The 13113-nt window shown below is 38.2% G+C and carries 7 protein-coding genes; 4 read left to right on the forward strand and 3 right to left on the reverse strand.

Annotated features, from left to right (window positions below):
• Positions 1-21: 21 nt before the first annotated feature.
• Positions 22-2994: a translation initiation factor IF-2 gene (infB, locus tag QW060_RS15075; RefSeq protein ID WP_290364288.1), complete on the forward strand. Its 2973-nt coding sequence runs from the start codon at positions 22-24 to the stop codon at positions 2992-2994.
• A 135-nt stretch (positions 2995-3129) separates the two neighbouring features.
• Positions 3130-3810, forward strand: coding sequence for a zinc metallopeptidase (locus QW060_RS15080; protein WP_290364289.1), 681 nt, complete (start codon positions 3130-3132; stop codon positions 3808-3810).
• Between the two features lie 227 nt (positions 3811-4037).
• Here the strand turns inward: QW060_RS15080 and QW060_RS15085 are convergent, their stop codons facing one another.
• The 3 genes from QW060_RS15085 to QW060_RS15095 form a co-directional block, all read right to left on the reverse strand.
• Positions 4038-4412 (reverse strand): hypothetical protein, encoded by a 375-nt coding sequence (locus tag QW060_RS15085; RefSeq protein ID WP_290364290.1) that lies wholly within the window; start codon positions 4410-4412, stop codon positions 4038-4040.
• 1 nt (position 4413) lies between these two features.
• Positions 4414-8037: a DUF6443 domain-containing protein gene (locus QW060_RS15090; protein ID WP_290364291.1), complete on the reverse strand. Its 3624-nt coding sequence runs from the start codon at positions 8035-8037 to the stop codon at positions 4414-4416.
• 171 nt (positions 8038-8208) lie between these two features.
• Positions 8209-10491, reverse strand: coding sequence for a zinc-dependent metalloprotease (locus tag QW060_RS15095; protein ID WP_290364292.1), 2283 nt, complete (start codon positions 10489-10491; stop codon positions 8209-8211).
• Positions 10492-10796: 305 nt separating this feature from the next.
• Between QW060_RS15095 and QW060_RS15100 the strand changes: the two genes are divergently transcribed.
• Together QW060_RS15100 and QW060_RS15105 are read left to right on the forward strand one after the other, a co-directional pair.
• A complete protein-coding gene (locus QW060_RS15100; protein WP_290364293.1) occupies positions 10797-11732 on the forward strand; it encodes a bifunctional riboflavin kinase/FAD synthetase in 936 nt (311 codons plus the stop codon).
• On the forward strand, positions 11713-13110 hold the full coding sequence (locus tag QW060_RS15105; protein WP_290364294.1) for an HTTM domain-containing protein: 1398 nt from the start codon (positions 11713-11715) through the stop codon (positions 13108-13110). The genes QW060_RS15100 and QW060_RS15105 overlap by 20 nt, the downstream gene beginning before the upstream one ends.
• Positions 13111-13113 lie beyond the last annotated feature (3 nt).

The raw sequence follows: 13113 nt of genomic DNA on the forward strand, positions 1-13113 counted from the left end.
AATATATACTAAAAGGATAATATGTCTGATAATAGAGTAATAAGAATAAACAAAGTTTTAAGAGAATTAAATATTTCTCTGGATAGAGCTGTGGAGTTTTTGAAAACAAAAGGTTTTGAAATAGAATCTTCTCCTAATGCTAAAATATCTCAGGAGGAATATCATGTTTTAGATAAACAGTTCTCTGCAGATAAAGGAAAAAAAGAAGCTTCTATTGAAGTAAGTGAAGAAAAACGTAAAGAAAAAGAGGCGTTACGTGTTGAAAGAGAGAAAGAGTTAGAGGAAAAACGTAAAAAAGACGAAGAATTACAACGTGAAAACGAAGTAATCAAAGCCAAAGCAGCAAAAGTTGCTTCTATCAAACCCGTTGGAAAAATAGATTTATCTCCAAAAAAACCTGTTAGTTCTGAAAAAGCTCCTTCATCAGATGAGCAAACGCCTAAAGTAGAAGGTGAAGTTGTTGCCAATGAAACCAAAGCGACTCCGGTAACGCCTGCTCCTTCAGAAAATAAACCTGAAAAAGCGGAAAAAGTTACAGAAGCTGCTACTGAGAAAAAAACAGAAAAAGAGGCAGAACCTAAAAAAGAGACGCCTGAAGCTGTTGAAAAAACTCAACCAGAGCCTGTAAAAGAAAATCAAATGGAGCAAAAGAAAGAAGAGGCAGTAGCAAAAACCTCTGATAAGGAAGAAACAGCTGCTTCTTCAGAAGATGCTAATTCAGAAAATGAAATTATAAAAACGCAGTACCAGAAATTATCAGGTACAACTTTTACAGGACAAACAATTGATCTTTCTCAGTTCAACAAACCGAAGAAGAAAAAAGAAGAACCTAAAAAAGATGCTGGAAAACCAGGAAAACCAGGAGCAACTACTCCGGGGCAAGCTGGCGCTAATAATAACAAAAACCGTCGTAAACGTATCATCAAAACCGATGGTACCGGTACAGACAACAAAACTCCGGGTCAAACCCCAGCTACTGGTGGTAACAACCAAAACCGCAACAATGCAAACAGAGGCGGAGTAAATGCAAACAACAATAACAACAGAAATAAAAATTTCAAAGGAAGAACAGCTCCTGTTGTTAAGGTAGAGCCTACAGAAGAAGAGGTTAAAAACCAAATCAAAGAAACGCTCGAACGTTTACAAGGAAAACAAAACAAGTCTAAAGCGGCTAAATACCGTAAAGATAAACGTGATTTACACCGTAAAAAAGATGAGGAACAACGTGCTCTTGAAGAAGGAAGCAAAGTACTGAAAGTAACAGAGTTTGTTACGGTAGGAGAAGTTGCTTCTATGATGGATGTGCCGATCACACAGGTTATCGGTACTTGTATGTCTCTCGGGATTATGGTAACGATGAACCAACGATTAGACGCTGAAACATTGACTATCGTTGCTGATGAGTTTGGATATGAAGTTGAATTTACAACAGCAGACATTGAAGAAGCAATTGTTGAAGTCGTTGATAAAGAAGAAGACCTGGTAACTCGTGCTCCGATTGTAACGGTAATGGGACACGTAGATCACGGTAAAACCTCTTTACTGGATTATATCCGTAAAGCCAATGTTATTGCAGGTGAGTCCGGAGGAATCACACAGCACATCGGTGCGTATGGGGTAACTCTTGACAGCGGACAAAAAATAACGTTCCTGGATACTCCGGGTCACGAGGCGTTTACAGCAATGCGTGCACGTGGTACTCAGGTTACCGATATCGCTATTATTGTTGTGGCTGCTGATGATGATATCATGCCACAAACAAAAGAAGCAATCTCTCATGCTCAGGCAGCAGGAGTTCCGATTATATTCGCAATTAATAAAGTAGATAAGCCTACCGCTAATCCGGAAAAAATTAAAGAAAAACTGGCAGGTATGAATTTCCTTGTTGAAGAATGGGGAGGTGCTTACCAGTCTCAGGATATCTCAGCAAAATTTGGACAGGGAGTTAAAGAATTACTTGAAAAAGTATTGCTGGAAGCAGAAATGCTTGAATTAAAAGCTAATCCTAACAAACCGGCACAAGGTACCGTTGTTGAGGCGTTCCTTGACAAAGGTAGAGGTTATATATCTACCGTTTTGGTTCAGTCGGGTACTTTGAGAATCGGAGATTATGTTCTCGCAGGTAAAAATCACGGGAAAGTGCGCGCTATGCATGACGAACGTGGAAAATCAGTAAAAGAAGCAGGTCCTTCACGTCCTATATCCGTTTTAGGATTAGACGGAGCACCTACAGCAGGTGATAAGTTCAACGTATTTGAAGATGAAAGAGAAGCAAAACAAATTGCTGCAAAACGTACTCAATTAATCCGTGAACAATCTGCACGTTCTAAAAAACATACCACTCTTGCTGAATTAGGAAGACGTATTGCCTTAGGCGACTTTAAAGAATTAAACATAATCATCAAAGGAGATGTTGACGGTTCTGTAGAAGCATTGGCGGATTCATTCTCAAAACTTTCAACGGAAGAAATACAGATCAACATCATCCATAAAGGGGTTGGTGCCATCACAGAAAGTGATGTAATGCTGGCATCTGCATCTGATGCAATCATTATCGGATTTAATGTACGTCCGATGGGGAATGCTAAACTTATTGCAGAAAAAGAAGAAATCGATATCAGAAACTATTCTATCATCTATGATGCTATTGATGATGTAAAAGATGCAATGGAAGGTATGCTATCTCCGGTAATGAAAGAAGAAATCACCGGAACAGCAGAAATCAGAGAAATATTCAAGATCTCTAAAGTGGGTACTATTGCAGGTTGTATGGTTACAGATGGTAAAATATTCCGTAACTCCAAAATACGCCTGATCCGTGAAGGAGTTGTTATATACACTGGTGAACTTGCTGCTCTTAAACGTTTCAAAGACGACGTAAAAGAAGTATCTAAAGGATATGATTGTGGTATGCAGATTAAAAACTACAACGATATAAGAGAATACGATGTTATCGAAGCTTTCCAGGAAGTAGAAGTAAAAAAGAAACTATAAAAGTTTAATCATCACAAAAAAGGGGCTATTTTCATAGCCTCTTTTTTTATGCCATTTTGACAAAAAACCTATATTTTGTATTTTGGCGTAACATTTGTACAAAATAAACAAACAATAAATTTAAAAACAGATACTATGGGATTTCTATTAATGGGAATTATCATGTTGGCCAGCTGGTTAGTTGGGCAGCAATTACAAAGAAAATTCGAAACTTATTCAAAGATACATTTACGCAATGGTATGAGTGGTGCAGAAATAGCACAAAAGATGCTGAACGACCATGGAATATATGATGTAAAAGTGATTTCTACACCAGGTAGATTAACGGACCATTACAACCCGGCAGATAAAACAGTGAACCTTAGCGAAGCGGTATATAATCAGCGCAATGCAGCAGCAGCAGCAGTAGCTGCCCACGAGGTTGGCCATGCTGTGCAGCATGCCACAGCTTACAGCTGGTTACAGATGCGTTCAAAAATGGTCCCGGTAGTAAGCATTGCTTCGAATCTCGTACAATGGGTATTACTGGCCGGTGTAATAATGATCGCTTCCTTTAACAATTCAATTGTTTTATTGATCGGTATCGTTTTATTTGCGATTACTACAGTATTTTCTATTGTTACTCTACCTGTTGAATATGATGCAAGCAACAGAGCTCTTAAATGGCTCCAAACAAAAAACATGGTTTCTCAGGAAGAATTTGCAGGAGCAAAAGACTCCTTAAAGTGGGCTGCCCGAACTTATGTAGTGGCTGCTTTGGCATCCATTGGAACCCTTCTTTATTATGTGATGCTATATATGGGAAGAAGAGAATAAGAAAAGGGCTTATAGCCCTTTTTTCTTTTTGAAAGTACTATACAATTTTAAACGGACACAGTCTTTAAAAAAGTGTTCTACTATCATCAAAGCAATTAATAGCTATTTTTATATTTATAACTTGTCCGAAAATGGGGAAAGTTACCGTATCCTTAAATTTGATAATCTTAAATAACTCTATAAAACTATACAGAACAAAAGTTATTAATTTAAAAATTTAATAATATTTATTCTATACTCATATTTTTTGCCCAAAACTCAAATTTCTGACCTTCATAGAACTCTAAATAGAAATATGCCTCTCCATCTATAGAAACATCAATCAACTCTCCATTAAGCTCAAATCTTCCCCTATAAAGATTATCCAAACTTAGATTTTCTACCTCTTTAACATTAAATACATTCAAATAAACTAGCTTAGTGTCCATAAATTTAATAAACAATAAGTTATCATTAATTATTGATTTAAATTGAATTAATAATATTCCATCAGAAAAAGTTAATTTTTCACAATTGTAGTCATTGTGTAAATCATAATACAAATTATTATAATCAAATTGAGCTAAGTTTTTAAAAAATTTTATAGAAGTTACATTTATCATATTAATTCCCTAGTTTATCAATATATTTTCTAATCATTCTTATTTCTTGTTGAGTCATCGGAATTGCGTCTTTTGAAGCACGACTTACACTTTTTTGAACACCATCCACAAAATTTTTATTATAAACTTGCATATGAGGCGTAGGAACATTTCCATGTGCTTTTCCAACTAAGTCAAATCGTATCTGTTTTGTTGATGTACTTAAAGTAATCGAATTTTTTCCTAATTTTTTACTTATAGCTGCACTTTGTTCTGTAAGTGTCATGGTGTTTTTAGCTGTTTTCAATGTACCAGCACCATTAACAAACCCCAAAACCCCCAATCCTCCAAGAGGTCTTATTCCTTTAATTGTCCCATCAGCATTAACTTGATATGTAAGGTTTGTTTCTACGTCTGTCCATTCTCTTGGTTCTAATGTAAACCACAATTTCCCTAAAAAACTATTCTTACTTTCCATAACCTTTTTACCAGGTTCTTGAAATAAGGATACTAAAGTACCATTTTCATTCCCATTACTCCCTCCACCTCTTTTACTCGTTGTTTCAATGACCATATTTCCCATTACCTCACTAAAATCATAAAACTGAGTACCATCAAATTCTCCTCCTTGAACAGTTACCACATAACCGTTAAAATCCTGATTATAAGTGATACTTCCGTTTAATCCGTTATCCGATAAAAACTTTGCCGCCTGTTTTTCCGTTTCAAACAAGCCTGAAGGATCTTTCCAAAACACCGGATTATTAAATCCATAACGATACGGTGTCTGGTCATACGCCATTTCACTTAACGCATCCATCACGTTAAATCGTCCTAACGCCTGATCATATTGTCTGAAATCCATAGCGGTCATATTCAGCCCCCAATCGTCCTGAAACTCCTGACCTACATACGTGTATTTATAGAACGGATGCGGACTCGACAGATCATTATACCCTTCTTGTTTTAATCCAAACGGGTAATAGTTGTTTTCTTCGAGGATTTCGGTAGGCTGGATGCTGCCGTCGCCGTTGATGTCCTGATAGCTTAACCGTATATTGCCCAGATGGTCTTTGTACTGATACACGTAAAGATACTCTTTTTTGTCTTTAGGATAAACATAGCCTTCTTCTGTTGGAAAAAACTGCAGTTCGTTTTCATAGTACTGAAAGCCTCCAAGGTAGTCCGTGGTTTTCTCTCCCTCATCTGTTTTTACGATTTTGGCTACTTTGGTACCGTTTGCATCGTAGAGATAACGGATGCCGTGGTCTTTGATGTTGATCTCCAAAGGCAGGTTCAGATGGTTGTAACGGATATTGAGGATGTCTTTGTTACGGTCAATGATCATATTGCCCAGTTTATCGTATTCATAGTCTCTGCCATCGGTATGTCCGTCATGGAATCCGTCAGGGTTGTTGGTCTGATCGGTGACTTCTGTAAGCTGATTGCCGTGGTAACGGTAAATAAGATCATCCAGATCAAGCGTCTGTCCGTTGACTTCCTGACCTGTGCGCAGCAGTCGCTGGATGTTGCCGTTTTTATCGTAAGAGAGGCGTTCCCCATACGCATCTATAGGCTCAAAATAACCCGCACGCGGACTTTCATTGTAGTTGTAGCGCAGCATGGTCGATTCACCCAGGCGGTTGAGTTTGTCGTAACGGAATTCCGTTCCCCGCGTCTGGTTGTCGGTGGCCGTGCGCCAGCGTACGCTGTTGATATTCCCGTTGTACTGATACGGTGCACCTATCATATACTCCGAGGTGTTGTAGTTGAGCTCATAGCCAAAAAGGGTGTTGCTTCCTTCATCGGCAAAGTGCAGATACGACGGGTTGATTTGTTTGAGCCAGCCCCGGATGTTGTAGGTATGGCTTACGCGTTGCAGCGGTTCGGATGCCGAGAGCAGTCCGCCTACTTTTTTCAGTGACAAAGCGCCGAGTTCGTCATAGCTGTTTTCTGCGATACGCTGTGCAGCCGCTCCGTTGACCGACTGGCTATGGCTGAGCAGACGGTCTCTGTTGTCATAGGTATAGGTATCTGCTATGGTGAGCGGTGCTGCTGATGCTGTGCGTTGATGGGTGGTGATGGTGCTCAGTACCTGACCTGTAAAGCTGTAGGTATGGTCGTTTTGGGTAAAGCCTCCCAAATAGTTTTGCGTAAATACACGCAATGGACGGTAGCGTACATCATAGAGGGTGTAGCTGCGGTCGGCAGCATAGTCGTTCGAACTTTGCAGGATGCGCGTCCAGCTGCCTGTTGCCAGTCCTTTTACTGCCGTTTGTGTTGGCGTGCCCTGAACTACAGGAAATTGTGTCGGAGCATCCGGAAACGCATAGTCGTCATAGTAGTTGAACGTAAGCAGTCTCAGATCATTTGGATACAGGTCGTTGCTGTACCATACCGTCTGGTTGTCGATACTGCCCGAGGTGGTTTTATGTTCGTTGATCGGATCCTGACTGTTGATGATGTCCTGAAGGTCTTTACGGCTTTCAAAAGAAATTTTGGCTATGTGAAATCCGGTATAGACCACACGGTTAAATATGTCGTATTTGCTGACCAGCCAGCCCGATTCTTCTTCTCCGAACGGGTTGTGTACCGGTCCGGTCATTACAATGCGGTCTGCCTTGTCATACACAATGTATTCCCACTCTTTTCCGGGTAGTTTTTTTGCGGCCAGACGGTTTTTATGGTCGTACAGGTACTGGTAGCCCAACAGATCAATTTTTTCCTGATTCAGCAGACTTTCTCCCTCAGGGGACAAGACATACACCAGATTGCCAAAGCGGTCATACAGATAGTAGGTATCGTGCGGATCTTGTCTGTTGTAGATGCGTTTGAGCACGACTTTACCATCCACGCGTTTGAATTCTTCGGTGGTGTTGTCCAGACCGTCTTCGGGTTTCCAGTTTTCGTTTTTGATAATGGTTTTGTGCAGGCTGTTGTGTGCATACGTATCACGAATTCCTATTTTATTGCGGTATAAGCCATAATCCTCATCCCAATAGGTATCCATCTCGAGTTTATATACCGCTTCTTTGTCTCTGTGGTTAAAGTCATAGCTGTATTTGATGGTGTGCTCTCCGAGTTCCATATGCCAGTCTCGTCCCGGAGCGGAGCTTTCTAATACCCGCTGTGCAGGGGCGCGTTCCAGACGGTTTTCACTGTACGGATTGGGAGTGTATTCGTATTTCTGACTGCTGTAGAACGTATGTGTTTTTTGTTTCGCATTTTCTACGTAGTCGGAGTTATATAAGGTAAACGGAAGTTCAACAGTACCTATTTCGATTTTACCTGTTTCAGTAAACGGCAGGTATTGGCGCGTTTGTCCGATGTTTTTTTCATATTCGATATGCGTGACAATCTTTTTGCTTTCATCCGGTGACATCCCTTCCTGTATCCGTTGTATCGGACGTCCCAGACCATCGGTATAGGTGGTGGTGATATAATGCTGATTACTATTAAGAACATATATACCATTGATATCGGCTGGTCTTCGGTAGATGGTTTCTTTGACGTAGTTCTGATTTTCGCTTTGCGCATATAGGGTGCCAAGGCTGCTCAGCAGCAGCATACAGTAAAAATACTTTTTCATGGTATCAGGTAAGGGAAGGCAGATAGGTAGAAAAATGTACTGACCTCGTGTTAACATTTTGCAAAAATGATGAATATATTTTAAAAAAACAAAACAAAAGGTAAAATATTTTTAATATGTTACGAAAAAGTAACAGAAATTACAACAAAAAAACGATTAACCACAAGGGCTTGTAAATAAAAAAAACCGTTACAGTTGTAACGGTTTTTTATCCTAATTTATTTTCAATTATTTTCTCACAATCTTTTTGACTACGCTGTGATTACCATCATTAATTTTCAATAGATACATACCGCTCGAAAATTGATTCATTGGCAAGCTATAGGCTACATTGTTTGAATTATTTAAAACATCTTTATATACCAATCTGCCGTTTAAATCATACAGCTCAAATACTATGTTGGTCATAGTACTTAAATCAAAATGAATGTTAACGACATCACTCGAAGGATTAGGATACAAGCGGAAGTTATCAAATTCAAATTGATCATTTGAACTTACTCCATCTCCGATAATGGTCATCTTTTTAGAAAGCGTATAGTAAATATTTCCTACAGGCTCAATTTTTACATAAGCATTATTGGATGTAAATTCTACAGGAGGCAATGTAACAGTCTGACTACCATCATTAGGGGTATTCTCAACCAATGGAATAAAGGTCTGCCCGTTGTCCAAAGAGAACGAAATATTTACATTTGAGGTATTGATTCCATTCCCTGTAGTACCGGCAACATTCCATGTAACTGTATAGGTTTGGTTTTGCTGCCATTCTTCTGTCGGAGTGTTTGTTAAATTATTCGGATAAGTGATCAGGAAAGGACCGGTATTTGCAAAGGTAACCTTCATATTATCCTGAGAAACCTGTCCTCCGTTAATTGTATTATTATCTCTCAAAGAAACACCAAAATTCATTGTTCTTGGAACCATTGGCAGCCGCTCCCATTGTGTAGACACAACACCATTGGCAGAAGAAGATCCGGCAAGAACTGTTGCGTAAGCCGGGAAATAACGTACCGGACTACTTGTTGGAGTAAATGATCTAAAATTAGGCCCTGTAGTATTATTAGCAGTTGGTGGCTGTGTTGACCATTGCGTATCTGTCTGTTCCCATCCGTAGGTTAAACTATTCGGATTGTTACTATCTGTACCCGTCGCTGTAAGCTTAAAAGGAGTTCCGTAAGGTATGGTATAATTATTTCCTGCATCAACTACTGGTGTCGGATTAGAAGAACTGATAATTGCAGCACAGGATGTAGCTTTTACACGTGCCGTCATTTCTGAAATGCTGTAATAATGAAAGTAAGCATCTGAATTGTTCTGCAAATTATGATCTCCGCACAAACCGGCATACGCCATGATAGTACTTCCACTACCCGGCTCTGCAGATGCAGTGAAACTTCTGTTTCCGTTGCATGAACCTGTATTACTGTTAAAAGTATGCTCAGCCCCAAACTGGTGTCCTACTTCGTGCGCTACATAATCAATATCAAACGGATCACCTACAGGATTACTCTGCCCGGTAACACCCTGTGCTTTTGATCCAGTAATACAGATAACACCTAAACCAGCCAAACCGCCTGCTCCGGTACTTACTGTATGACCTATATCATAATTGCTATTGGTAATTGCAGCATCGATTACCTGCTGACTCTGATCAATTAAGATATTCGGATTATTATTGTTGAAATTATCTGATGAAACAAAAATAATAGCATCATTATTGGCTACAAGCGTCAAACGTACCGACATATCTCTTTCATATATAGAATTCAATCGGTTTACTGTTACAATCATAGCACTTAATACAGCCTGTTTTTTTTGTGTATCCGTACCATTAGTTTGTCCCGCAGCAGCAATATGAAAACCTGCAAACTCAACAGTACATGCCATAGCCAATCTGTAGGAACGAAACTTATTATCGTTGCTCTGAGTATCCATCACACTATTGGTTTCATACTGCGGAGCGGTATTTTCGCTTACAAGACATGAAAATTCTGAAAGATCAGCACCAATGTCTTTTCTTTTATACTGGATGTAATTTTGAAAATCTTTTGTATATGTATCTACATAAAACGTAGTGCCTTTAACATCTGACCCCATAATATGCATTCCAAAATCCGGTGTTACAGAAATTCGCACAGTTGCCTGAGCCGTTTTGGCTTCAATTGCTTTATACGTTTTTATTTCAGGATATTTATCCTGAAGTTCCTTTTCCATTACAGGAGAACTGTAGACTTTATAATCTACCAAATCACCTTCTGCATTGGGTAATTTAATAATTACATCCGATGCGTTTTGAGTAAATTCATCCGGCGCAGTAAGTAATTTTTCTTTAAGTGCCGTGTAGTTAACTGCATACAATTGAAACTGATCAGGAAAATGAGTTCTATCCATTAAAGGAATATCCCTGTCTTTTAATTTATCGGTTTTTGTCCAAAAATTGTTTTGCGCTGTGGAAATAAACACATTAAACAATAAAAGAACCAATCCAAAGAGCATTTTAAAGTTCATTTTTTTATTTTTTAAGAAAGTAAAGTTATTATTTTTTTCATATCCTGAATTTGATACACTGTTAAATATCATCTGCTATAGATAAGTACGATTTATAATACATCTGAGATTGCTTAATGATGATTTAAATTTAATTTTCCATAATAAAGATTCTAAAAAGACATAGAATATAGAATAGAAACAAACAGCAGTGAAATCTGTTACAACTATTATTTTACTTTGAGTCCGCTATACGCATTTGCAATTGAAGTAAAAATACGCATTAATATATTAAATATATAATTAAATTTGTAAATAAAAAACAGTTGAAAGTATTTAACGCCATATCAGAATTTTATTCTGACAAAAAAACAATTGTTACCTTAGGCACCTTTGACGGAGTGCATCTCGGACATCAATCCATACTGAAAAAACTTACGCGGCAAAGTCATGAAACCGGAGCAGAAAGCTTGGTGCTGACTTTTTTTCCTCATCCAAGAATGGTATTAGATACTTCTGCATCCATACAATTACTAAATACCATACACGAAAAAACAGTTTTATTAGAACATTTTGGTGTTGATCATCTCGTGATTCATCCTTTTAGCAAAGAATTTGCTTCTTTGTCAGCGGAAGAATTCGTAAAAAAGATATTGGTTGAGCAGTTCAATATTCAGAAAATAATCATCGGATATGACCACCGCTTTGGAAAAAACCGTTCGGCAGATATTAACGATCTTATTAAATTCGGACAAAAATATGGTTTTGAGGTAGAACAGATTTTAGCTAAAGAAATCGATCATATATCGGTCAGCTCTACCAAAATCAGAAAAGCTCTTGAAGAAGGTAACATTGCTCTCGCCAATGAATACCTTGGCTATGCTTATAGCCTTGAAGGTACTGTTGTGGAAGGTAAGAAAATAGGCAGAACAATCGGTTTTCCTACAGCAAATATTGTATTAGAAGAAGATTATAAACTGGTACCACATAATGGTGTATATATTGTTTCGTCCATCATAAACGGCGAAATAGTAAAGGGAATGATGAATATAGGAACAAACCCCACCATAGGCACCAATCCACGTACAATTGAGGTTAATTTCCTGAATTTCGAAGGGAATTTATACGGAAAAAAACTTAAAATTAGTATCTTAGACAAGATAAGAGACGAAATGAAATTTTCATCTCTTGAAGAACTAAAAGAGAATATTGAAAAAGACCGCCTAAAAACTATCCACTACTTTGAAAAACTTCGTTCATAAACTTTTCAGACCAATTGACAATGCCCCGTTAATTGTTTTCCGGCTGATTTTTGGTTTTATCTTTCTGTATGAACTTTATTACCTGCTAAAGTCAGGTTGGGTAAAACGGACATTGATAAAGCCTTCTTATAACTTTACTTTTTTTGGATTTGAATGGCTTAATCACTTGATGGGTACTTATTCTTATGTGCTCTTTGGTATCATGATGGTATTGGCCTTTTTTGTTTTTATAGGATTTAAATACCGGCTCAATATCATTCTTTTAACCTTAGGTTGGGCCTGTATCTATCTGATTCAAAAAACGGATTATAACAATTACCACTATCTCCTGTGGCTGATTTCTATTATTATGTGTTTTCTGCCAGCTCATACTTATGCATCTGTAGATGCCAGATTGCGACCTGAAATAAAAGCCTATGCCATGCCTCAATGGATTTCATGGCTGCTGATTTTTCAGATTTCATGTGTTTACTTTTATGCTACCATAGCCAAGTTTTATCCGGATTGGCTGGACGGAACCATTACTAAAGCCATTTATAATGGCAGAGAACCTTTTCCTTTTTTAAAGGAGGCATTCTCTTCTCAAAAACTATTTCTTTTTACAGCCTATGCAGGAATCATCTTTGACGGACTGGTCATCCCTGCTTTGTTATGGCGTAAGACTCGCTGGATTGCCATTATTGCCTCACTTATATTCCATCTCTCCAACTCATATTTACACGGTTTGGGAACTTTTCCCTATTTCAGTTTATCGTTCAGTATTTTCTTTTTTAAACCGGAAGACATCCGTAAGTTTTTTCTAAGAAACAAACCGGTTCTGACAGACGAACTTGCCCAAATCAATTATAAAGAATACCGAACTCTTTTCTGGTCTTTCTTTGCCCCATATATTGTAGTTCAGACCTTACTCCCTGTAAGACACTACGCTATCAAGGGAGATGTTTTATGGACTGAGGAAGGACATCGTCTTAGCTGGAGGCTGATGCTGAGATACCGCTCCGGAAATGTACGTTATAAAGTAGTCGATAAAAAAACGAATGAAGTTCTTCATTTCAGGAACAATGAACTTATTACAGATTTTCAGAACAAAAAATTAGCCCATCCGGATATTGCTTTCCAGATGGCACATCATATTAGAGATCACTTTGCAAAACAGGGTAAAGATGTCGCTGTTTATGCCATAAGAAGCAGTGTATCCGTTAATGGAAAGAATACCCAGCAGATGATAGATCCTTCCGTTGATTTAGCAGCAACCAAATGGAATTATTTCGGACATAATGAATGGATAAGGGATAGAAAGCATATTGATGAAAAACCGCCGACAGTAGTTCCGATGAAAATTCAGAAATTGCATTATCCGTTACCAGAAAAAAAATAAAGC

The sequence above is a fragment of the Paenimyroides ceti genome, assembly GCF_030409925.1.

Coding starts and splice junctions, on each gene's coding strand:
- infB (WP_290364288.1), top strand. CDS start 22: ATGTCTGATAATAGAGTAATAAGAATAAACAAAGTTTTAAGAGAATTA.
- QW060_RS15080 (WP_290364289.1), top strand. CDS start 3,130: ATGGGATTTCTATTAATGGGAATTATCATGTTGGCCAGCTGGTTAGTT.
- QW060_RS15085 (WP_290364290.1), bottom strand. CDS start 4,412: ATGATAAATGTAACTTCTATAAAATTTTTTAAAAACTTAGCTCAATTT.
- QW060_RS15090 (WP_290364291.1), bottom strand. CDS start 8,037: ATGTTAACACGAGGTCAGTACATTTTTCTACCTATCTGCCTTCCCTTA.
- QW060_RS15095 (WP_290364292.1), bottom strand. CDS start 10,491: ATGAACTTTAAAATGCTCTTTGGATTGGTTCTTTTATTGTTTAATGTG.